20 protein-coding genes are annotated in these 22,214 nt (G+C 72.8%); 15 read left to right on the top strand and 5 right to left on the bottom strand.

Features of this window, described 5'->3' with window-relative positions; genetic code table 11:
• Positions 1 to 3: 3 nt before the first annotated feature.
• Complete coding sequence (locus DCW30_RS20420) at positions 4 to 546, top strand: arginine repressor (protein WP_062779421.1); 543 nt, start codon at positions 4 to 6, stop codon at positions 544 to 546.
• 101 nt (positions 547 to 647) lie between these two features.
• On the opposite strand, the gene DCW30_RS20415 is transcribed toward DCW30_RS20420, so the two are convergent.
• The gene (locus DCW30_RS20415) at positions 648 to 1,649 is read right to left on the bottom strand and encodes a bile acid:sodium symporter family protein (RefSeq protein WP_205576625.1); all 1,002 of its coding nucleotides are present in this window, start codon (positions 1,647 to 1,649) and stop codon (positions 648 to 650) included.
• A gap of 56 nt (positions 1,650 to 1,705) precedes the next feature.
• Positions 1,706 to 2,356 carry a pyridoxamine 5'-phosphate oxidase family protein gene (locus DCW30_RS20410; RefSeq protein ID WP_079250428.1) on the bottom strand — a complete coding sequence of 217 codons (651 nt, stop codon included), beginning with the start codon at positions 2,354 to 2,356 and terminating at the stop codon, positions 1,706 to 1,708.
• Positions 2,357 to 2,549: 193 nt separating this feature from the next.
• Between DCW30_RS20410 and argH the strand changes: the two genes are divergently transcribed.
• The 4 genes from argH (at position 2,550) to DCW30_RS20390 (ending at position 7,175) form a co-directional block, all read left to right on the top strand.
• Positions 2,550 to 3,977 (top strand): argininosuccinate lyase, encoded by a 1,428-nt coding sequence (argH, locus tag DCW30_RS20405; RefSeq protein ID WP_076687079.1) that lies wholly within the window; start codon positions 2,550 to 2,552, stop codon positions 3,975 to 3,977.
• Positions 3,978 to 4,056: 79 nt separating this feature from the next.
• Positions 4,057 to 5,034 carry an aldo/keto reductase gene (locus tag DCW30_RS20400; protein WP_076687080.1) on the top strand — a complete coding sequence of 326 codons (978 nt, stop codon included), beginning with the start codon at positions 4,057 to 4,059 and terminating at the stop codon, positions 5,032 to 5,034.
• Positions 5,035 to 5,088: 54 nt separating this feature from the next.
• Entirely contained in the window at positions 5,089 to 5,640 is a 552-nt protein-coding gene (locus DCW30_RS20395) for a TetR/AcrR family transcriptional regulator (RefSeq protein WP_062779429.1), read from the top strand.
• On the top strand, positions 5,637 to 7,175 hold the full coding sequence (locus DCW30_RS20390; RefSeq protein WP_076687082.1) for an MFS transporter: 1,539 nt from the start codon (positions 5,637 to 5,639) through the stop codon (positions 7,173 to 7,175). The genes DCW30_RS20395 and DCW30_RS20390 overlap by 4 nt, the downstream gene beginning before the upstream one ends.
• Before the next feature lie 172 nt (positions 7,176 to 7,347).
• On the opposite strand, the gene DCW30_RS20385 is transcribed toward DCW30_RS20390, so the two are convergent.
• Entirely contained in the window at positions 7,348 to 8,037 is a 690-nt protein-coding gene (locus DCW30_RS20385; RefSeq protein ID WP_076689524.1) for a lysophospholipid acyltransferase family protein, read from the bottom strand.
• A gap of 374 nt (positions 8,038 to 8,411) precedes the next feature.
• Between DCW30_RS20385 and DCW30_RS20380 the strand changes: the two genes are divergently transcribed.
• The 3 genes from DCW30_RS20380 to DCW30_RS20370 all read left to right on the top strand — a co-directional run bounded on the left by DCW30_RS20380 (position 8,412) and on the right by DCW30_RS20370 (position 10,734).
• The gene (locus DCW30_RS20380) at positions 8,412 to 9,590 is read left to right on the top strand and encodes a glycerophosphodiester phosphodiesterase (RefSeq protein ID WP_062779435.1); all 1,179 of its coding nucleotides are present in this window, start codon (positions 8,412 to 8,414) and stop codon (positions 9,588 to 9,590) included.
• Positions 9,591 to 9,665: 75 nt separating this feature from the next.
• Positions 9,666 to 10,190, top strand: coding sequence for a sigma-70 family RNA polymerase sigma factor (locus DCW30_RS20375; protein ID WP_062779437.1), 525 nt, complete (start codon positions 9,666 to 9,668; stop codon positions 10,188 to 10,190).
• Between the two features lie 40 nt (positions 10,191 to 10,230).
• Entirely contained in the window at positions 10,231 to 10,734 is a 504-nt protein-coding gene (locus DCW30_RS20370) for a GNAT family N-acetyltransferase (RefSeq protein WP_076687083.1), read from the top strand.
• Between the two features lie 27 nt (positions 10,735 to 10,761).
• Here the strand turns inward: DCW30_RS20370 and DCW30_RS20365 are convergent, their stop codons facing one another.
• Together DCW30_RS20365 and DCW30_RS20360 are read right to left on the bottom strand one after the other, a co-directional pair.
• Positions 10,762 to 11,205: a hypothetical protein gene (locus DCW30_RS20365; protein ID WP_076687084.1), complete on the bottom strand. Its 444-nt coding sequence runs from the start codon at positions 11,203 to 11,205 to the stop codon at positions 10,762 to 10,764.
• A 1-nt stretch (position 11,206) separates the two neighbouring features.
• Positions 11,207 to 11,566 carry a hypothetical protein gene (locus DCW30_RS20360; RefSeq protein WP_076687085.1) on the bottom strand — a complete coding sequence of 120 codons (360 nt, stop codon included), beginning with the start codon at positions 11,564 to 11,566 and terminating at the stop codon, positions 11,207 to 11,209.
• Between the two features lie 592 nt (positions 11,567 to 12,158).
• On the opposite strand from DCW30_RS20360, the gene DCW30_RS20355 reads away from it, so the two are divergent.
• The 7 genes from DCW30_RS20355 to cobT all read left to right on the top strand — a co-directional run bounded on the left by DCW30_RS20355 (position 12,159) and on the right by cobT (position 22,036).
• A complete protein-coding gene (locus tag DCW30_RS20355) occupies positions 12,159 to 13,217 on the top strand; it encodes a methionine ABC transporter ATP-binding protein (RefSeq protein WP_076687086.1) in 1,059 nt (352 codons plus the stop codon).
• Positions 13,214 to 13,960, top strand: a complete 747-nt coding sequence (locus DCW30_RS20350; protein ID WP_076687087.1) for a methionine ABC transporter permease — start codon at positions 13,214 to 13,216, stop codon at positions 13,958 to 13,960. Before DCW30_RS20355 ends, DCW30_RS20350 begins: the two co-directional genes overlap by 4 nt.
• Before the next feature lie 71 nt (positions 13,961 to 14,031).
• Positions 14,032 to 14,868: a MetQ/NlpA family ABC transporter substrate-binding protein gene (locus tag DCW30_RS20345; RefSeq protein ID WP_062779448.1), complete on the top strand. Its 837-nt coding sequence runs from the start codon at positions 14,032 to 14,034 to the stop codon at positions 14,866 to 14,868.
• 2 nt (positions 14,869 to 14,870) lie between these two features.
• Positions 14,871 to 15,692: a MetQ/NlpA family ABC transporter substrate-binding protein gene (locus DCW30_RS20340; protein ID WP_076687088.1), complete on the top strand. Its 822-nt coding sequence runs from the start codon at positions 14,871 to 14,873 to the stop codon at positions 15,690 to 15,692.
• 164 nt (positions 15,693 to 15,856) lie between these two features.
• Positions 15,857 to 16,528: a GNAT family N-acetyltransferase gene (locus tag DCW30_RS20335; protein WP_076687089.1), complete on the top strand. Its 672-nt coding sequence runs from the start codon at positions 15,857 to 15,859 to the stop codon at positions 16,526 to 16,528.
• Positions 16,529 to 16,680: 152 nt separating this feature from the next.
• Positions 16,681 to 17,895: a precorrin-6y C5,15-methyltransferase (decarboxylating) subunit CbiE gene (gene cbiE, locus DCW30_RS20330; RefSeq protein ID WP_076687090.1), complete on the top strand. Its 1,215-nt coding sequence runs from the start codon at positions 16,681 to 16,683 to the stop codon at positions 17,893 to 17,895.
• Between the two features lie 358 nt (positions 17,896 to 18,253).
• A complete protein-coding gene (cobT, locus tag DCW30_RS20325) occupies positions 18,254 to 22,036 on the top strand; it encodes a nicotinate-nucleotide--dimethylbenzimidazole phosphoribosyltransferase (RefSeq protein ID WP_129299905.1) in 3,783 nt (1,260 codons plus the stop codon).
• Positions 22,037 to 22,214 lie beyond the last annotated feature (178 nt).

Genomic DNA, 22,214 nt, shown 5'->3' with positions numbered 1-22,214 from the left:
ACGATGAGCCAGGCGCAAGGCAACGAGCACGTCGACCACGCGGGTCCCGCCGTGCCGCAGACCCGCACGGCACGCCACCGCCGGATCGTGGACATCCTCAACCGGCAGCCGGTGCGCTCCCAGAGCCAGTTGGCGAAGCTGCTCGCGGACGACGGTCTGACCGTCACGCAGGCGACGCTCTCGCGGGACCTGGACGAGCTGAACGCGGTGAAGATCCGCAACGCCGAGGGCGACCTCATCTACGCGGTGCCGAGCGAGGGCGGATTCCGCACGCCGCGCGCGCCGCTCGGGGAGTCGGCCAAGGAGGAGCGGATGCGGCGGCTCTCCGCGGAGCTGCTGATCTCGGCGGAGGCGTCGGCGAACCTGGTCGTCCTGCGGACGCCGCCGGGGGCCGCGCAGTTCCTGGCCTCGGCGATCGACCAGGCCGAACTGCACGACATCCTCGGGACGATCGCGGGCGACGACACGCTCATGCTCATCAGCAGGGAACCGGCAGGGGGGCAGGCCCTGGCCGACCATCTCCTGCGGCTGGCCTCGAACGAATAGCGGACCCCTGGCGCTGGGTAGGCGCCTGACCTTGGGCGGGCCCTTCCCCTGGGCGGGCCGGCCTCGGGCGGGGCTCCTCGCCGGCTGCGCCCGGCTCGTCCTCAAAGCCCGGACGGGCTCGATCCGGCTGCCTGGGGTCCGGCCGGCCGGCGGGCCATCCAGGCCGCCACCAGCGCTCCCGACACGTTGTGCCAGACGGAGAAGACCGCCGCGGGGAGCGCGGCCAGCGGGCTGAAGTGGGCCGTGGCCAGCGACGCCGCGAGGCCGGAGTTCTGCATGCCCACCTCGAAGGCCATGGCGCGGGACGCCGGCGGGCCGAGGCGGGAGAGCTTGCCTGCGCCGTAACCCAGGGCCAGGCCGAGGCCGTTGTGGAGGACGACGGCGAGGAGGACCAGGGCCGCTGCCGACTTGATGGCCGCCGCGCTGCCCGCCACGACGATCGTGACGATGGCCGCGATCGTCAGCGCCGACAGCCACGGCAGCGCGCCGAGCACCCGGTCCACGTACCGCCCGAAGAGCAGCCGTACGAGCAGTCCGGCGATGACCGGGAGCAGCACGGTCTTGAGGATGTCCGTGACCATCGAGCCCGCGTCCACCGGCAGGTACTCACCCGCGAGCAGCAGCGTCAGCGGCGGGGTGATCAGGGGCGCGAGCACGGTCGAGACCGTGGCCACCGAGACCGAGAGCGCCACGTCGCCGCGGGCCAGGTACGTCACCACGTTCGAGGCCGTGCCGCTCGGCGCGCAGCCCACCAGGATGACGCCCGCGGCCAGTTGCGGCGAGAGCCCGAGCGCGTGGGCGATGAGCCAGCCGAGCCCGGGCATGATCACGTAGTGCGCGACGAGCCCGAGCGCGACGGCCCAGGGGCGCTTGACCACGCCCTGGAAGTCCAGCGGGGTCATGGTCAGGCCCATGCAGAACATCACCACGCCGAGCAGGTACGGGACGTTCGTGCCCCAGCCCTCGAAGGTTCCGGGCGCGAGGAGGCCGAGGGCGCCGGCCGCCAGGACGAGGACGGGGAAGACCGTGACGGCGCGGCGGGCGGCCTTGTCGGCGGCGCCCGGCGCCTCGGCCGGGTCGTGGAGCTTCTGTTCGGGTTGCACGGCGCGATGCAACGCCCCGGCCGTCCCGCACGCAACCCCGTCTCGGTATGTGGTCGCTACACGGAACCGGTCGGCTCCGGGGCGGCCGGTTCGGTGGCGGCGGGTTCGGGGACGGTCACCCCCGGCGGGGTGGGCGGCAGGGGGAGCGGGAGCCCCGGCAGCCCGTCGATGCTCCGGGCGATGTGCTCCTTCTTCTCGAAGTACGCGTTGAGCGACGCGTCGTCCTCGCGCGCGAACCGCTTGGCGTGCAGATCGCGGTCCTCGTCGTACGACATGAACGGCACCGCGTAGCCGCAGGTGTCGCGGATGAGGTCCGCCGTCACGACGATGACGGCCCGCAGGCCGTGCTGGTCGGGGCCGCTGTCGGGGAAGTGGCCGAGGAGCCCCGGGAAGCGCGGGTCGTCGCGGAAGACGGGCTCGCCTCGGCCGTGCACCCGGACGATGTTGGGCGGGCCCTGGAAGGCGCACCACATGAGGGTGATGCGGCCGTTCTCGCGAAGGTGCGCGATGGTCTCGGCGTTGCTGCCCGCGAAGTCCAGGTAGGCGACGGTCAGTTCGTCGATGATGGCGAAGGAGCCCTTGAGGCCCTTGGGCGAGAGGTTGATCGTGCCGTCGTCGGCGAGGGGCGCGGTCGCCGTGAAGAACATCGGCTGCTCCTCGATGAAGGTGCGCAGCCTGCCGTCTATGCGTTCGTAGGTCTTTCCCATGTCCACGGATTATTCGCCCTGGCTCGGCGGATGTCCGACGACTTCGGTCGACACGTGCCGGCGCGTTCGACCGACGCACGCGGCCGGTCGTCGTCGATTGACGAATCATGCAGAGTTCTGCATACTCATGCATGCATGGTGAGGGGCGGCGTACGAGCCGCCGTGGAGAGCCCGCGCTTCGAAGGAGCACGTAGTGAGCAGCAACAGCGGTGACGTCCGGCTCTGGGGCGGACGGTTCGCCGACGGCCCCGCCGAGGCCCTGGCGAAGCTGTCCGCGTCCGTCCACTTCGACTGGCGCCTCGCGCCGTACGACATCGCCGGGTCCCGTGCCCACGCGCGCGTCCTGCACAAGGCGGGCCTGCTCACCGAGGACGAGCTGACCCGCATGCTGGCCGGGCTGGACCAGCTCGAAGCGGACGTGGCCGACGGTTCGTTCGTCGGCGCCGTCGCCGACGAGGACGTGCACACCGCCCTGGAGCGCGGCCTCCTCGAGCGGCTCGGCCCCGATCTCGGCGGCAAGCTGCGGGCCGGACGGTCCCGCAACGACCAGGTGGCGACGCTCTTCCGGATGTATCTGCGGGACCACGCGCGGATCATCGGCGGTCTCATCGCCGACCTTCAGGGCGCGCTCGTCGGCCTCGCCGAGGCGCACCCGGACGTCGCCATGCCGGGGCGCACGCACCTCCAGCACGCGCAGCCGGTCCTCTTCGCCCACCACGTCCTGGCGCACGTCCAGTCCCTCTCCCGGGACGCCGAGCGGCTGCGGCAGTGGGACGCCCGCACGGCCGTGTCGCCGTACGGCTCGGGCGCGCTCGCCGGGTCGTCCCTCGGGCTCGACCCGGAGGCCGTCGCCAAGGAGCTGGGCTTCGAGCACGGGAGCGCGGGCAACTCCATCGACGGCACCGCCTCGCGCGACTTCGCCGCAGAGTTCGCCTTCGTCACCGCGATGATCGGCGTGAACCTCTCCCGGATCGCCGAGGAGATCATCATCTGGAACACGAAGGAGTTCTCCTTCGTCACCCTCCACGACGCCTTCTCGACCGGTTCCTCGATCATGCCGCAGAAGAAGAACCCGGACATCGCCGAGCTGGCGCGCGGCAAGTCGGGCCGCCTCATCGGCAACCTGACGGGCCTGATGGCCACCCTCAAGGCCCTCCCGCTCGCCTACAACCGCGACCTCCAGGAGGACAAGGAGCCGGTCTTCGACTCCTGCGACCAGCTCGAAGTGCTGCTGCCCGCCTTCACCGGCATGATGGCCACGCTCACCGTCAACCGCGAGCGCATGGAGGAGCTGGCCCCGGCCGGCTTCTCGCTCGCCACCGACATCGCCGAGTGGCTGGTCAAGCAGGGCGTGCCGTTCCGCGTCGCGCACGAGGTCGCGGGCGAGTGCGTGAAGGTCGCCGAGGCGGAGGGCAAGGAGCTCGACGCCCTCACCGACGAGCAGTTCGCGAAGATCTCCGAGCACCTCACCCCCGAGGTCCGCACCGTCCTGAACGTGCCGGGCGCGCTCGCCTCCCGCGACGGCCGCGGCGGTACGGCGCCCTCGGCGGTCGCCGTACAGCTCGCCGAGGTCAAGGCGGACCTGGCGGCCCAGCGGGAGTGGGCGAACGCCCGTACGTGACGTGAGGTCACGGGCGTCGCGGGCCCCGCGGGTTACGTTGTCGGGAACGCCCGTACGACCACCCTCCGAGGAGTCCGCGATGCCCTTCGCCCGGCTGGCCGCAGCCACGACCCCGACCGCGCACCTGGGGCTCGGCCTCGCCGCCGTCGGCAGGCCCGGCTACATCACCCTGGGCAGGGAGGGCGACCTGCCGGTCGCCCGCAGCGTCGAGGCCCTGCGCGAGCGCACCTTCGAACTGCTCGACGCCGCGTACGCGACGGGCGTCAGGTACGTCGACGCCGCCCGCTCGTACGGCCGCTCCGAGGAGTTCCTCGGCGAGTGGCTGCGGGCCAGGCCCGACGCGCGGGACGTCGTCGTCGGCAGCAAGTGGGGCTACACGTACACGGCGGACTGGCGCATCCACGTCGAGGGCCCGCACGAGGTCAAGGACCACGGCGCCGCCGCCTACGACCGTCAGCGCGCGGAGACGGCCGGACTGCTCGGCGACCGGCTCGACCTCTACCAGGTCCACTCCGTCACGCCCGGGAGCCCGGCGCTCGCCGACAAGGAGCTGCACGCCCGGCTCGCCGCGCTGGCCGCCGAGGGCGTGACCGTCGGCCTCTCCGTGAGCGGCCCCGACCAGGCGTCCGCGATCCGCGCCGCCCTCGCGGTGACGGTCGACGGGGAACCGCTCTTCCGCACCGTCCAGGCCACGTACAACCTCCTGGAGACCTCGGCGGGCCCCGCGCTCGCCGAGGCCCATGACGCCGGGCTCACCGTCATCGTCAAGGAAGGCGTGGCCAACGGCAGGCTCGCCGCCGCCCCGCACGCGCCCGCCGCGCTGCGCGAGGCCGCCGAGCGGACGGGGTACGGCTGCGACGCCGTGGCGCTCGCGGCGGTGCTGCGCGAGCCGTGGTCGGGCGTGGTCCTGTCCGGCGCGGCGACCTCGGCCCAGCTGGTGTCGAACCTGCACGCCGCCGCGGTCGACCTCGACGCGGACACCGCCGAGCGGCTGAAGGGGCTCGCGGAGGAGCCGGGGGAGTACTGGGCGCGGCGCGCGGAGCTGCCCTGGCACTGAGAGGCGCACCCCCGTGGTGAGACGTCACTGTCTCACATGTTCTATGGTTGTCTCATGTCAGTCGATCGCGACCAGGTCCTGCGCAGCGCCGCCGCCCTGCTCACCCGCAAGGCCACGTCCACCATGGACGAGGTCGCCCGCGCCGCGGGCATCAGCCGGGCCACCCTGCACCGCCACTTCGCGGGGCGCGACGCGCTCGTCCGCGCGCTGGAGGAGCTGGGACTCCAGGAGTGCGAGGCCGCCCTCGACCGGGCCGAGCTGGACGCGGGCGGTGTGCCGGACGCGCTGCGGCGCCTGGTCGAGGAGATCGAGCCGGCCGCCGGGCTCCTCGCGTTCCTGTACACGGAGAACCAGCTCTTCGAGGGCGACACCCAGCACGACGGCTGGGCCCACATCGACGCCCGCCTGGCCGCGCTCTTCCGCAGGGGCCAGGAGAGCGGGGAGCTCCGCATCGACCTGACGCCCGCCTGGCTCACGGAGGCGTTCTACGGCCTCATCGGCTCCGGCGCCTGGGCCGTGCAGGACGGCCGGGTGGCCGCCAAGGACTTCTCGTACATGATCGCCGAGCTGCTGATCGGCGGCGCACAGCGGAGAGTGGACTCATGACCAGCATCAAGGAGCGGACCAGGCCGGACGCGGAGCGCGGCGCGGCCCGCTGGCTCGCGCTCGCCGTGCTCGTCCTCGCCGTCCTCCTGGTCGCCGTCGACGCGACCGTGCTCGGCCTGGCGACGCCGTACATCAGCGAGGACCTCGAACCCTCCGGCACGCAGCTGCTGTGGATCGGTGACGTCTACTCCTTCGTCATCGCGGGCCTGCTCGTCTCCATGGGCAGCCTCGGCGACCGGATCGGCAGGAAGAAGCTGCTGCTCTGCGGAGCGGTGGCCTTCGGCGCGGTGTCCGTCCTCAACTCCTATGCCACGAGCCCGGAGCTGATGATCCTGGCCCGTGCGCTGCTCGGCGTGGCGGGCGCGACCCTGATGCCGTCCACCCTCGCGCTGATCCGCAACATCTTCCACGACCCGCGCGAGCGGAGCCTCGCCGTCGGCATCTGGGGCGCCATGGCCTCGGCGGGCGCGGCCGTCGGGCCCGTCGTCGGCGGCTTCCTGCTCGAACACTTCTGGTGGGGCTCGGTCTTCCTCATCAACCTGCCGGTGATGGCGGTTCTCGTCCTGGTCGGCATCAAGCTGCTGCCCGAGTCGAAGAACCCGGCGCCGGGCCCCTGGGACCTGCTGAGCGTCCTGCTCTCCCTGGTCGGCATGATCGCCGTCGTGTACGCCATCAAGGAGGCGGCGGCGCACGGGCTCCGCTGGGACGCCGTGGCGGCGGCGGTGGTCGGTGTGGCCGCGCTGACCTGGTTCGTACGCCGTCAGCTCACGCTGCGCGCACCGCTCCTCGACATGCGGCTCTTCAGCAACCGCGGCTTCTCCGGGGCGGTCCTCGCCGACCTGCTGACCGTGCTCGGCCTCTCCGGCCTGGTCTTCTTCCTCTCCCAGTTCCTGCAACTCGTGCAGGGCAGGAGGCCGTTCGAGGCCGGCCTCGCCGAACTGCCCGCCGCCGTGGGGGCGGTCGCCGCGGGCCTGATCGCGGGCGTGGTGGCCCGGCGGTTCTCCGTACGGATCGTGGTCGCGGGCGGGCTCGCGGCGGTGGGGCTCTCGCTCGCCGTGCTCACGGGGCTGAGCCAGCACACCGGCTATCCGCTGCTCGGCGCCTCGCTGCTGGTGGTCGGCATCGGCGCGGGCTTCTCGTTCACCGTGACGGCCGACGTGATCCTCTCCAGCGTGCCCAAGGAGCAGGCGGGCGCGGCCTCCGCGGTCTCGGAGACGGCGTACGAACTGGGCGCGGCCCTCGGCATCGCGCTGCTCGGCTCCATCGTGACGGGCGTCTACCGCGACTTCACGGCGCCGCCGGGCACCCCGTCCGACGTGGCGTCGGCCGCCCACGAGTCACTGGGCGGCGCGGTCGAATCGACGCGGGACCTTCCCCCTCACGAGGCGGAAGCGCTCCTGCACGCGGCCCAGACGTCCTTCGTGGACGGCCTGCGGTTCGCCTCCGGCGTGGGGGCGGTGGTCCTGCTGGCCACGGCCGTGGTGGCGTGGTTCCTGCTGAAGGGCCAGGAACTGGAGGACGGCGTCGAGCACTGAGCGGCCGGGGGCGCGGGGCTCAGTGCCACGAGGCGACGCCCGGGGCAGGGGTTCAGGGGCGCGGGGAACCGCGCGACCAGCGACGACGAACTGGCGGGCGAAAACCGGGCCCGCGAAAACCGGGCCCGCGAAAACCGAAAACCGGGGACGGAGCCGCTCAGGCCCCGCGGGTCTACGCCGCCTTCGCCTTCGTGGCGTACATGTCCACGTACTCCTGGCCCGACAGCAGCATGACCTCCGTCATCACGGAGTCCGTCACGGCCCGCAGCACGTAGCGGTCGCGGTCCATGCCGTCGTACCGGGAGAACTCCATCGCCTCGCCGAAGCGGACCGTCACCTTGCCGGGGCGCGGCACGCCCTTGCCGCCGGGCTGGAGCTTGTCCGTGCCGATCATCGCGAAGGGGACGACGGGCGCGCCGGTCATCAGGGTCAGCCGGGCGATGCCCGTGCGGCCCCGGTAGAGCCGCCCGTCGGGGGAGCGCGTGCCCTCGGGGTAGATGCCGAAGACCCTGCCGTCGTCGAGGATGCGACGCCCCGTCATCAGCGCGGCCACACCGCCGCGGCCGCCGTCGCGGTCCACCGGGATCATGCCGACGCCCGTGAAGAACCACGCCATGAGGCGGCCCTTGAGGCCCTTGCCGGTGACGTACTCGTCCTTGCCGATGAAGTACACCGGGCGGTTGGTCACGAGCGGCAGGATCATCGAGTCGATGAACGTCAGGTGGTTGCCGGCCAGGATGACCGGTCCGGTCCCGGGGATGTTCTCGGCGCCCTCTACCCGTGGACGGAACATCAGGCGCAAGATCGGTCCGAGCACTGCCTTGATGAGCGCTAGACGGGACAACGAGCCCTCCGGGTTCAACGGGTCGACGAGGTGAATGACGGGTAAGTGCAGGTGAGTACGGTACTCGCGGGTCACCGTCTCTCGCACATCGGGTTCACGCCTTCGACACGCGGCGATGACCCGGCCCCGTGCGAAGCCGCCCGGGAGCGTGGCCCTCGCGAAGACGGTATCCCCGTGCGGCGGGTGTGGCCCGAAGCAGTGGTCCTTGTCACGCACACACTTCTCTCCGCGTAGCGAAGGTTCCGTACGCCTGCCCCCTCCATCGTGCGCCCATTCGCCATATCGCGTCATCCTGACGTTCCGTCCAGGGTCTCCCTCTGGTCACTCCCGGCCACCTACGATCAGTCCCGCTTTGTCAGGTGCAAGGCAGCGGTACATCGGGAGGAGCGCCAATGGCGACGCAGGAGTCGGGTCAGCAGCAGCCGGGGACGAACCGGGGTCGGCGAGCGGTACTGGGGGCGGCGGTCCTCGGCGCGGGCGCCGCCGCGATCGGACTGCCCGGCGTGGCGAGAGCCGAGGCGCGGCACGGACACGGGCACGGCGGGGGCGGATACAAGAGCCTGCCGAAGCCGACCGTCGTCGCGCACCGGGGCGCCAGCGGCTACCGGCCCGAGCACACGCTCGGCGCCTACCAGCTCGCCCTGGACATGGGCGCGCACGTCATCGAACAGGACGTCGTGCCCACCAAGGACGGCCACCTGGTGTGCCGTCACGAGAACGACATCACCGCGACCACCGACGTCGCGGCACACCCCGAGTTCGCCTCCCGCAAGACCACGAAGTCCGTGGACGGCGCCTCGCTCACCGGCTGGTTCACCGAGGACTTCACCCTCGCCGAGCTGAAGACCCTGCGCGCCAAGGAGCGCATCCCGGGCACGCGCCGGAACAACACCCTCTACGACGGCCGCTGGGCGGTGCCCACCCTGGAGGAGGTCTTCCGGTGGGCCGAGAAGGAGGGCCGCAAGCGGGGCAGGGAGATCTGGCTGCACATCGAGACCAAGCACCCCACCTACTTCCGCAAGCTGGGCCTCGGCCTGGAGGAGCCGCTCGCCAAGCTGCTGCGCCGCTACGGCCGGCACACGAAGAACTCGCCGAACTTCCTGCAGTCCTTCGAGCCCAGCAGCATCCAGCGCCTGGCCAAGCTGGTCTCCGCGCCGCGCGTCGTCCTGCTGTCCGGTGCGAAGACGCGCCCCTGGGACTTCGTGGAGGCGGGCGACCCGCGCACCGTCGCCGACCTGATCACGCCCAAGGGCCTGCGGTGGATGGCCGGCTACGCGCAGGGCATCGGCCCGACCCTCGACCTGGTCATCCCGCGCACGTCCGACGGCGCCCTCGGCGCCCCGACCACGCTCGTCGAGGACGCGCACGCCGCACGGCTGATCCTGCACCCGTACACGATGCGCAACGAGAACACCTTCCTGCCGGTGGACTTCAGGAAGGGCGCCGACCCGAGCGCCTACGGCGACGCCTTCGGCGCGTTCAAGGCCTACTTCGAGACGGGCATCGACGGCATCTTCTCCGACAACTGCGACACCGCGCTCCTCGCGGCCGCGGACTTCGTCAACGACTGACCGTCCGCACCCCGGTCGGGGTGAGGAAACGCCGCCCCGGAAACCTCCGTCCGGGAGCGGCGCGTCCCGCCGTGCATGACGTACGAGGCCCTGCCCACGCTCATCCTCGCCCTGCGGCCGCTGCTCGCCGCCGAGGCGTCCGCCGAGACCCTCGGCCCCGGCGCCGACCCCGGCGACCTGGAGCAGACGGTGTGGCTGCGGCTCCTGGAGCGCCTGGCGGCCGAGGGGCCGCCCGCCGACCCGGCCCTGTGGCTGCGCGGCACGGTCCGGGCCGAGGCGCGCCGCAGCCGCCGTACCGCCGGACGGGAGACCGCCTACGCGGCGGAGCCCGCCGACGACCACCGGCGCGGCCCCGAGGACCGCGTCCTGGGGGCCGACCGGCGCGCCGCCCTGCACGCGGCGGTCCGCAGACTGCCCGGCCGCTGCCCCCGCCTCATGGCCGCGCTCCTGTCCCCCAGGGACCTCACCTACCGGGAAATCGCAGGAGCGTTGGGAATGTCACAGGGGAGTCTGGGGCCGGAACGTTCCCGCTGCCTGGGATGCCTGCGCAGAATGCTCGCGGCAGAGGTTGCGTCTCCCGGCCCGTGGGGAAGGGAGTGAGGGACAACCGGTGGAGCAGGTGAGCGGGAGGCATGCACACATGGGCATGAGCGTGACCATCTCGGAGGCGGCCGAAGCGGACGCCGAACAGATCCTCAAACTGCAGTACCTCTGCTACCAGAGCGAGGCGGAGCTCTACGGCGACTACTCGATCGAGCCGCTGACCCAGACCCTCGACTCCATCAAGGCCGAGCTGACCTCGGGGACGGTGCTCGTGGCGCGCCTCGGCGACGAGGTGGTGGCCTCCGTGCGCGGCACGGTCGACGCGGACGGCACGGCCCGTATCGGAAAGCTCATCGTCCACCCGCGCATGCAGCGGCACGGTCTCGGCGGGCGGCTCCTCGACGCGGTCGAGCGGCGCCTCGGCGCCGCGGGCGCCGCGAAGTGCTTCCAGCTCCTGTCGGGCCACCGCAGCGAGCAGAACCTCCAGCTCTACCGGAAGCACGGATACGCCCCCGTGGGCACGCAGTACGTGAACGAGCGGCTCACCCGGATCACGCTCGCCAAGGACATCCCGGCCGACGCCTTCGTGACCAGCGCCTAGCGCTCCGCCGCCGGTGTCCCCGCGTCCCTACCGGGGCGCGGTCCGGCGGGCCCTCCGCAGCCAGAAGATCGCCGTCACCGGCAGGATCACCGGGATGAACAGGTACCCCATCCCGAAGTCCGACCAGACCGTGGCGTCGGGGAACGCGGAGGGCTCCGCGAGGGTCCAGGCGCCGACGCCCAGCACGCCGACCAGCTCGGCGGCGCAGCACACCAGCGCCGCCCTGCGGGCCGTGTCCCCGCCACGCACCAGCGAGTACGTGATGAAGCCGTAGACGAGGCCCGCGAGCGCGGAGAGCGAGTACGCCAGCGGGGCCTTGCCGAAGTCCGTGGAGATCTGCACGGCGGAGCGCGACACCGCGCCGACGACCATCACGCCGTACAGCCAGACCAGCAGGATGCCGGGGCCGGTGATCAGCTTCTGCCCGCGGCCCGCGGGCGCCTCGTTCTCCTCGGGCTCGGTCACGGTCATCTCAGCCACCCCAGATGTCGTAGAGCCGCACTTCGAGCACGGCGAGGACCACGCCGCCCGCGGCGACCGTCGCCGAGCCCCAGCGGGTGCGCTCGGCCAGGGACATGAAACCCGCGGCGGGGACGCAGGCGAAGGAGCCGAGCAGATACGCCACGAAGATCGTCGCGCCCTGCTCCGGGTCCTCCCCGCGAGCCAGCCGGACGATGCCCACGATCAGCTGCGCCAGGGCGAGAACGGTCACCACGCCCATGCCGATGAAGTGCCAGTCCTTGGTCGGCTGGTCGCGGTAGGCGGCGAAACCGCACCAGGCGGCGAGGGCGAGCGCGGCCACCGCGGTCGCGATCGTCAGGGCGTCAAGCATGCCCGTGACTTTATTACGGCCCCTTTGACCCGATGCGCGTGCCCCCGGGGTCCCCGGCGGGCCGACCGTGGCGTTGACCACAACGCGCCACGCCCCGAGCCGCCGGCGGACGAGGCCGTCCGGGGCCCTCTCCGCCGCATCGGCGCAGGCCACGGCGGACCGGGCGGGGATCGCGCCCGCCGGACGGACCGCCCGCACCGGTCGTCCGCGCCCGTCCCACGCCTGTCCGCATTCCGGACAGCGGTGGCGGCCCGGCCTCTCACGCGTGTTTTACTTGGCCCATGACCACGACGAGCAGCCGCACCCTTGCGACCGAGGCGATGACGACGCCCGGTGCTCGTTGTATGTGTCGAATGTGCGCCTTCTGAGGGCCCCCGCACCACCTCTGAGCCTCGCGCCCCGAAGCGAAGCCGCTGTGCCGCGCCCCTGCACGACGTACGCGATGTAAGCCGTACCGACGCAGGAAGCGAGCCCGCCCCGCGCACACGTCCTCCGGTTCACCTCGCCACCGCGAGAACCGTGCCGCGTTCCGAACGAATGCCCCGTGCCCGGCCACATCCGCGCCGCGCACTCGACAGTGACGGAATCCCCTGTGATCACCACTTCCGGCCTCACCAAGGTCTACCGCTCACGCGGTCGTGAAGTAACCGCTCTCGACGGAGTCGACCTGCACGTCCGCGAGGGTGAGGTGTACGGCGTCATCGGCCAGTCAGGCGCCGGCAAATCCTCCCTGATCCGCTGCGTCAACCTCCTGGAGCGCCCCACCTCCGGCACCGTGACCGTCGCCGGTCAGGACCTCACCGCCCTCGCCGGCCGCGGCCCGCGCGCGGGCAAGGAGCTGCGCGAGGCCCGCAGCCGCATCGGCATGGTCTTCCAGCACTTCAACCTGCTGTCCTCGCGCACCGTGCAGGACAACGTCGAGCTGCCGCTCGAAATCCTCGGCCTCTCCGGCCAGGCACGCTCCCGCAAGGCCCTCGAACTGCTCGACCTGGTCGGCCTCGCCGACAAGGCCCGGTCCTACCCGGCGCAGCTCTCCGGCGGCCAGAAGCAGCGCGTCGGCATCGCCCGCGCGCTCGCCGGCGACCCCAAGGTGCTGCTCTCCGACGAGGCCACCAGCGCCCTCGACCCGGAGACCACCCGCTCCATCCTCCAGCTCCTGCGCGACCTCAACCAGCAGCTCGGCCTGACCGTCCTGCTCATCACCCACGAGATGGACGTCGTCAAGAGCGTCTGCGACTCCGCCGCCCTCATGGAGAGCGGGCGGATCGTCGAGTCCGGCACCGTCAGCGAACTGCTCGCGACGCCCGGCTCCGAGCTGGCCGCCGCGCTCTTCCCGGTCAGCGGCGACACCACGGGCGACGACCGCACCGTCGTCGACGTGACGTTCCTCGGCGAGGCCGCCACCCGGCCCGTCATCTCCCAGCTCTCCCGCACGTACAACATCGACATCTCGATCCTGGGCGCCGCGATGGACACCGTCGCGGGCAAGCAGGTCGGCCGGATGCGCATCGAGCTGCCCGGCCGCTTCGAGGACAACGTCGTGCCCATCGGCTTCCTGCGCGAGCAGGGCCTCCAGGTCGACATCGCGGGCGAGGACCCCGCGCCGACGCCGGAGAGCGAGCCGCAGCTGGTCAAGGAAGGTGCCAAATGACCTGGTCGGAGATGCAGCCCCTGCTGGAGCAGGCCTGTTGGGACACCCTCTACATGGTGGGCTGGTCGACGCTCATCGCCGTCGTCGCCGGACTGCCGCTGGGCGTCCTGCTCGTCCTCACCGAGCGCGGCGCGCTCCTCCAGAACGCCGTGCTCAACAAGGTCATCGGGCAGGTCGTGAACATCGCCCGCTCGATGCCCTTCATCATCCTGATGGTGGCTCTCATGGGCTTCACCCGCTGGATCACCGGCACCACCATCGGCCGCGAGGCCGCCCTCGTGCCGCTGGCCGTCGGCGCCATCCCGTTCTTCGCGCGCCTGGTGGAGACCTCGATCCGTGAGGTCGACGGCGGTCTCGTCGAGGCCGTGCAGTCGATGGGCGGCTCCACCTGGACCGTCGTGCGCAAGGTCCTCGTCCCCGAGTCGCTGCCCTCGCTGATCTCCGGCGCCACCACCACGATCGTCGCCCTCATCGGCTACTCCGCGATGGCGGGCACGGTCGGCGGCGGCGGCCTCGGCGACCTCGCGCTGCGCTACGGCTACCAGCGCTTCGAGACCGAGCTGATGTGGATCACGGTGGCGATCCTCGCCGTGGTCATCTCGATCATCCAGTTCGTCGGCGACTACACCGCCCGCAGGCTGCACAAGCGCGGCGGCGGCTCGGCCCCGCTGCTGCTCTTCCGGCCGCTGCGCGGCGCGCTGCCCGGCACCGCCACCGCCGAGACGCCCACCAAGACCGGCTGACCGGGGGCGACCCCGCAGTCTTCCCCGCCCACCCGGCGGGGCCGCACCACCCATGGAGAAAGGCACTTTTCGTGCGTAACACCGCCAAGATCACCACCGCTGTCCTCGCCGCCGGAGCCCTCACCCTCGGGCTCACCGCCTGCGGCTCCGACAAGGGCGCCGCCGACAAGGACGGCCCGCTCATCGTCGCCGCCACCCCGACGCCGCAGGGCGAGATCCTGTCGTACGTCCAGAAGAACCTCGCCAAGAAGGCGGGCCTCGACCTCGAGGTCAAGGAGTTCACGGACTACGTCACCCCGAACACCGCCGTCCAGCAGGGCGAGGTCTTCGCCAACTACTTCCAGCACAAGCCGTACCTGGACGACTTCAACAAGAAGAACGGCACGGACATCGTGCCCGTCGCGGGAGCCACGGTTCACCTGGAGCCGCTCGGTGTGTACTCCAAGAGCCTCAAGAAGCTCGGCGACCTGAAGAACGGCTCCACCGTCGCCGTCCCGAACGACACCACCAACGAGGCGCGCGCGCTCAAGCTCCTCGCGGACAACGGCCTCATCGAGCTCAAGAAGGGCGTCGGCTACGAGGCGACCCCCAAGGACATCGCGAAGAACCCCAAGAACCTGAAGTTCAAGGAGCTGGAGGCCCCCACGCTGCCCCGCAGCCTGGGTGACGTCGACGCCGCGGTGATCAACGGCAACTACGCCCTGGAGGCGAAGCCCGCCCTCAGCCCCGCCAAGGACGCCATCGTCGCCGAGAAGGCCAAGGGCAACCCCTACGGCAACTTCCTCGCCGTCAAGAAGGGCGACGAGGACGACCCGCGCGTGAAGAAGCTCGCCAAGCTCCTCACCTCGCCCGAGGTCAAGAAGTTCATCGAGGACAAGTACGACGGCGCCGTCGTCGCGGCGTTCTGACCATGCGTACGTCCCTCATCGCCGCCGCGGCCGGGTCCCTCGCCCTCACGCTGGGGCTCACCGCGTGCGGCGCGGACACGGGCGGCGGCTCGGGCGACACGCTCGTCGTCGGGGCCACCCCGACCCCGGCCGGCGAGGTCCTCGCGTACATCAAGGACAACCTCGCCGAGAAGGCGGGCCTCGACCTGCGGATCACGGAGTTCACGGACTACGTCACGCCGAACACCGCGCTCCAGGAGGGCTCCCTCGACGCCAACCTGTACCAGCACACCCCGTACCTCGAGGACTTCAACGCGTCCAAGAAGACGGACCTGGTCCCGGTGACCGAGGTGTACCTGCCGCCCATGGGCGTGTACGCGAAGAAGACCAAGGACGTGCGGGCGCTCCGCCCCGGCGCGACCGTGGCCGTCCCCAACGACACGACCAACGAGGGCCGCGCGCTCCAGCTCCTCGCCTCCCGGGGCGTCATCGGGCTCAAGAAGGGCGTCGGCGGCGCCGCCACGCCCGGGGACATCACGTCCAACCCGAAGAAGCTGGACATCAAGCCGCTCGACCCGGCGCAGCTCCCGCGCTCGCTCGACGACCTCGACGCGGCGGTCATCAACAACAACTACGCGCTGGACGCCGGGCTCAGCCCCAAGAAGGACGCCATCCTCCTGGAGTCCCCGAAGGGCAATCCCTACAACAACGTCCTCGCGGCCAAGAAGGGCGAGCAGGACGATCCGCGGATCGCGAAGCTGGCGGAACTCCTGACGTCGCCCGAGGTGGAGAAGTTCATCGAGGACGAGTACCAGGGTTCCGTCCTGCCCGTCGCGGGGCGCTGAACGGCGTCCCGCGCGCGGGACGCCCGCACCGCGGCCGCGGGGTCCCCTCCCGGCGAAGGAGAGGACCCCGTGGTGCGTCTGCGCCTGTGCATGCTGCATGCTGGGCACTTCGGAAGGCCTGAAGGTGAAGGTCCTCGAGGTCTAAGACGGTTATGGAGCGGCGCATGACAACAGCCTCCTCGGGCTCCTCCGCACATCAGGTGTTCCCCGACATCTCCATCAGCACGGAGCGGCTGGTGCTGCGCCCCCTCGAAGAGGCGGACGTCCCCGCGTACGCGGAGATGATGAACGACGAACTCGTCACGGCCTGGACCTCCGTGCCCGAGCCCTACACCGAGGAACACGCGCGCACCTGGATCACCCGCCTCGCCCCCGCCGAGCGCACCGAGGGCCGCGGCATCGTCCTCGCCGTCACCGAGTTCCTCACCCAGCGCCTTGTGGGCATCATCCAACTCCGCGCCACCGACTGGCGGGTGCGCTCGACGGAGCTGAGCTACGTCGTCGCCCCCTGGGCCCGCGGCGAGGGCTACGCCTCCGAGGCCGCGCTCGCCACCGCCGAATGGCTCTTCCGCGACCGCGGGTTCGAACGCGTCGAACTGCGCACCGCCGCCGACAACACCGCCGCCCAGCAGGTCGCCCAGAAGATCGGCTGCATCAGCGAGGGCGTCCTGCGCGGCGCCTGGATAGCCCGCGTCAGGAACGGCGGCGACCCCTTCGGCGGCTGGCTCGACGCGCGCACCGACCTCATCGTGTGGAGCCTCCTCCCCGAAGACCTCGAAGGCGTCTCCGAGAGCCTCGCCGAGAGCGGCTTCTCCGCCTTCTCCGACTGGAACTGAACCGGGGCCGCCCCGGCGCACCCGACCCACCCCCGCCACCCGGCGCACACGCTGCGCAGCAGGTACGCTCGCCCCTGGCCGCGTGCGCGGTCGCACCCCGCGTCACCGCCCCCGCACACACGACCCGCGAGAACCCAGGAGACGAAACGACGATGGCCGACCGGGTCACGGTGATCGGCTGGGACGGTACGCCGCTGACCGCCGCGGCACGTTCCGCGCTCAGCGCCGCCACGCTCGTGGCGGGCGCCGCCCACCACCTGGCACTGGACGAGGTCCCCGCCCGCGCCGAGCGGATCCGCCTCGGCAGCGTGAGCCTCGCCGCCCGCCGCATCGCCGCCCACCGCGGCACCGCCGTGGTCCTCGCCGACGGCGACCCCGGCTTCTTCGGAGTCGTACGCACCCTGCGCGCCCCCGAGTTCGGCCTGGAGGTCGAAGTGGTGCCCGCCGTCTCCTCCGTCGCCCAGGCGTTCGCCCGCGCGGGCATGCCCTGGGACGACGCGGAGGTCGTGGTCGCCCACCGCCGCACGCTGCGCCGCGCCGTCAACGTCTGCCGCGCCCACCCCAAGGTCGCCGTCCTCACCTCGCCCGGCGCGGGCCCCGCCGAACTCGGCCTGCTGCTCCAGGGCGTCCACCGCACCTTCGTGATCTGCGAGGAACTCGGCACCGACCGCGAACAGGTCTCCGTCGTCACCTCGGACAAGGCCGCCGACCACTCCTGGCGCGACCCGAACGTCGTCATCGTCATCGGGGGCACCGCCGCCTCGCCCGACACCGGCTGGATCGCCGGGCGCGAACCGGCCACCTCGCCGCGCGGCTGGGCGCTGCCCGCCGCCGAGTACGGCGGTGACGTCTGGCTCGGCGAGGGGGAGAACGACCGGCTGCGCGCCGCCCAGCTCGCCCGCCTCGGGCCACGCCCGGGGGACCTCGTCTGGGACATCGGCTGCGGCAGCGGCGCCTTCACCGCGGAGGCGGCCCGCTTCGGCGCCGCCGTGATCGCCGTCGACCGGGACGCCGACGCCCTCGGCCGCACCACCGCCGCCGTACGCCGCTTCGGGGTCCAGGCGCAGACCGTGCACGGCGTCGCGCCGCACATCCTGGAGGACCTGCCCGAACCCGACGTCGTCCGCGTGGGGGGCGGGGGAGCGGCCGTCGTCTCCGCGGTCGCCGACCGCCGCCCCGAGCGCATCGTGACGCACGCCGCGACACGCGACGCCGCCGAACTCATCGGCAGGGATCTGAGCGAACACGGGTACGGCGTGGAGTGCGCCCTGCTGCAGTCCGTGGAGCTCGACACACGGGCCTGGCGGGAAGAGAAACGGACCGTTGCGTTCCTGCTCACGGGCCGTCTGCAGGACCGTTCCCCGTGACCCTGCCGCACATCGGCGCGGGGTAGGCTGGCCGATCGTTGTACCGCACTCGGGTGCCCGGCGGTCCGTCGGTCGAGGGTCCGGAAAATCCACCCGTATTGGGGGGTGCGTGTGGTACGGCGAGCACCGGGGGACGCGCAACGTGGCGCAGTCCACAGCAGGCCGTGGCCGATCACGCTGCCATGACGGCGGACCGACCGGGACAATACCTCTGTCCGGTGAGCGGTTCGTGCCGCTCGGCGCACACGCTCGTTGAAGGTGACGGGCGGATGGTGCGCCGCTCCGGGCGATGGGGCCTCCCCGGCCGAAGGCGGCGGGGCGGTCGAAGAAGCACTAACCGATGGGCGAGGGGTTACGCATGACCGACACCGGCCAGGTCCCGGGCGAGGGGCTGCCGGAGGGCGCAGGCAACGGTGTGCCTTCCGGGCCCGTGCAGGGCATGGGGGCGCAGCAGCCGGGCGTTCCCGCACCGGGTGCGTATCCGTTCACGGCTCCGGCCGACCCCTCCGCTTCCACCGCCGATGACGACGACCTGCTGTTCATGCCCGGCTCCCAGGGCGCCTGGAGCGAGGCGCAGGCCCGGCCGCAGCCCGCCCACGCCCCCGGCCCGCACGAGACGGCCGGCAGGGACAGCGGTTCCGTCGACCTGAACGGGGTCCGTATGCCCGACGCCGCCTCCCACCCGGGCGCCGCCCGCCGTCCGCTCCACCACGGCCCGACCGGACCGGCGGTGCCCGACGCCACGGCGGGACCGGTGCGTTCGCTCGCCGACCGGGGCCCCGCCGCGCCGACGCGCCCCGCGGGACCGCCGGCGACCGGCCCGGAGTACCTCGACACCCCGCGTGACGACGCCGCCCTGCCCGGACCGCAGCTCGGCGAGGTCCCGCCGCAGGCCGGTACGCCCTGGGGCCCGCCGGAGCCGCAGCCTTCCGCCGCGCAGGAGCAGCCGGAGCAGGCGGCCCAGCCGCAGGCCGAGACCGCCGCTTCGGCGACTGGAGAAACGGTCGTCCCGGACGCCGCACAGGCCTCGTACGACGCTCAGGGCGCGCCGCTCCCGGGCGAACAGCAGCCCGAGCCGTTCCCGGGGGCGGTGCCCGCCGCCGGGCAGCCCGCGTTCGCCGTCGCGTCGGCGCAGCCGTGGGAGAGCGCGCAGGCCGCGCACGTCGAGGAGACCGGGGTCGCCCAGGCCCCGCAGGCACAGGCCGACGGGTTCGGCGCGCAGCCCGGCCTCGCGCCGGAGGGCGGCCACCCGGCCGAGGCCCCGCAGGACTCCTGCGCGCCGGTCGAGGGGACGCTCGGCGGCGCCCAGCCGGCCATGCCGATCGGCGAGTTCGTCCCGGTCGAGGGCACGGTGCCGACCACGCCGCACTTGGCGCCCACGCCTCCGCAGCCGATCGTCGTACCGCAGGAGGAGGCCGCGGCCGGGCCCGCCCAGGAGACGCCCGCCGCCCCGGAGCCCGCTGCCGTGCCGGAGGCTGCCGCCGCTGAGGCTCCCGTGCCTCCGGAGACGCCTGTGGCCGCCGAGGTGCCTGTGGCTGCCGAGGTGCCTGTGGCTCCGGAGGCCGAGCCCGTTCCGGCGGCCGAGCCTGCCCCGACGGCCGAGCCCGCTCCCGCTGTCGAGCCCGCGCCGGAGGCTGTCGTCGCGCCCGAGGCCGTAGCCGCACCGGAGGTTCCCACCGCACCGGAGGCCACCGCCGCCCCCGAAGCCGTAGCCGCCCCGGAGGCCCCCGCCGCCCCCGAGGCTCCGGCCGTTCCGGCAGCCGAGATCACGCCGGAGACCCAGCCCGCCCCCGCAGCCGAGCCCGCCCCGCAGGCGGCAGCCGCCCCAGAGGCCCCTGCCCCGGAGACCGCCCCGCCCGGCGCCGAGCCGCCCGTGGCCCAGCAGGCGCCCCGGCCCGTGGCCGACGCCCCGGAGCAGGACGGTGTCCCGGAGCAGGACGGCGTCCCCGCCTTCGCGCCGCCCGTGGACGCGGCACAGGCCCCCCAGTCCGAGGGCGCCCCGGAGAACCCCGTGGCCGCCGACGACACCCCGGAGACCCCGCGGCCCGCCGTGACCGTGCCGGGACCGCGCGACGGCGCCGAGGCCGAGGCGGGGGCCGAAACCGTCGAGCCCGCCCAGGACCCGGCCGCCGCCGTGGCCCCGGCCGTGTTCCCGGCCGCCGCGGGCGCGGCCGACCAGGCCGAAGAGTTGGACGAGGCCGACGACGTCATCTCGTTCGAACCGATCGAAGCGAACGAAGTGACTGAAGTGACCGAAGTGGCCCAAGCAGCACCCCAGCATGCCGAGGAGCCCGCGGCAGCCGCGACGAGTGAGGCCCCCGAGGCCGTCGCCGCACCGGAGTTCCCCGAGGCGGCGGAGGCGGCAGCCCCCGCACCCCTCGTCGTCGACGAGGAAGCGGCCGAGCCCGGCCCCGCCGCGCCCGGCTACGACGACGCCGAGCGCGAGGCCGTCCTGCGCGTCATGCGCGAGCGCCGCGACATCCGCAACGGCTTCCGCTCCGACCCCATCCCGCACGAGGTGCTGCTGCGCGTCCTCGAGGCCGCGCACACCGCGCCCTCGGTCGGCCACTCCCAGCCCTGGGACTTCGTCGTCATCAAGTCCGCCGAGACCCGGCGCTCGATGCACGACCTGGCCATGCGCCAGCGCGACGCGTACGCCAAGTCCCTGCCCAAGGGCCGCGCGAAGCAGTTCAAGGAACTGAAGATCGAGGCGATCCTCGACACCCCGGTGAACATCGTCGTCACCGCCGACCCCACCCGCGGCGGCCGCCACACCCTCGGCCGGCACACCCAGCCGCAGATGGCCCCGTACTCCTCGGCGCTCGCCGTCGAGAACCTCTGGCTCGCCGCCCGCGCCGAGGGCCTCGGCGTCGGCTGGGTCAGCTTCTTCGACGAGCGCGAGATGGTCCGCGCCCTCGGCCTGCCCGAGCACCTCGAAGTGGTCGCGTACCTCTGCGTGGGATACGTCGACGAGTTCCCCGACGAGCCCGAGCTGATGCAGGCGGGCTGGTCCAAGCGCCGCCCGCTCTCCTGGGTCGTGCACGAGGAGACGTACGGCCGCCGCGCTCTGCCCGGCGAGGACCCGCACGACCTGCTCGCCGAGACCGTCACCAACATCCGCCCGCTGGACGCCAAGGCGCTCGGGGAGGCCTGGGAACGCCAGAAGCGGATGACGAAGCCGCCGGGCGCGCTCGGCATGCTGGAGATCATCTCCGCGCAGCTCTCCGGCCTGTCCCGGATGTGCCCGCCGCCGATCCCGGAGCCCGCGGCCGTCGCGATCTTCGCGGGCGACCACGGTGTGCACGCCCAGGGCGTCACCGCCTGGCCCCAGGAGGTGACCGCGCAGATGGTCGCCAACTTCCTCGGCGGCGGCGCGGTCTGCAACGCCTTCGCCAACCAGGTGGGCGCCGAGGTCTGCGTCATCGACGTCGGCGTGGCCTGCGAACTCCCGGCCACGCCGGGCCTGCTGCCCCGCAAGGTGCGCGCGGGCACCGCCGACATGACCACCGGCCCCGCCCTGACCCGCGAAGAGGTCAAGGCGGCCATCGAGGTGGGCATCGAGACGGCCCGCGACCTCGTGGCGGCGGGCAACAAGGCGCTGCTCACCGGCGAGATGGGCATCGCGAACACCACCGCGTCCGCGGCCCTCATCTCCGTCTACACCGACACCGACCCGGCTGAGGTCACCGGCCGCGGCACCGGCATCAACGACGAGATGCACACCCGCAAGATCGAGGTCGTCCGCCGCGCCCTCGACTTCCACCAGCCGGACCCGGCTGACCCGATCGGCGTCCTCGCGGCCGTCGGCGGCCTGGAGCACGCGGCCATGGTGGGCCTCCTGCTCGGCGGCGCGTCCCTGCGCACGCCGGTGATCCTGGACGGCGTGAGCGCCGGCGCCGCCGCCCTGGTGGCCCGCGCCATCGCCCCCGAGGTCCTGGCCGCCTGCATCGCGGGCCACCGCAGCGCCGAGCCGGGCCACGTGGCGGCCCTGAACAAGCTGGGCCTGCGCCCCCTGGTCGACCTGGACCTCCGCCTCGGCGAGGGCACGGGCGCGCTCCTCGCGCTGCCGGTCGTGCAGAGCGCGGCCCGCGTGATGCACGAGGTGGCCACGTTCGACTCGGCGGGCGTCACCGAGAAGTAGCGCCGCCCGGCGCGGACGCCCGTACCGCCGTGCCCCCCGTTTCGAGGGCGGGCACGGCGAACGGGCGGGCACAGCACGGCCCGAGGCCCGCGGACCACGAGGGCCCCGGGCGCCCGCCGTTTCCGGGCGGGCGCGGCCCAGGGGAACGACACCCCGATCCGCCCGGCCATACTGAACC

It is taken from the genome of Streptomyces alfalfae (genome assembly GCF_004127445.1).
Taxonomy (GTDB): domain Bacteria; phylum Actinomycetota; class Actinomycetes; order Streptomycetales; family Streptomycetaceae; genus Streptomyces; species Streptomyces alfalfae.
The sequence above is the reverse complement of the archived record's forward strand: the minus strand, read 5'-3'. Positions and strand labels throughout refer to the sequence as shown.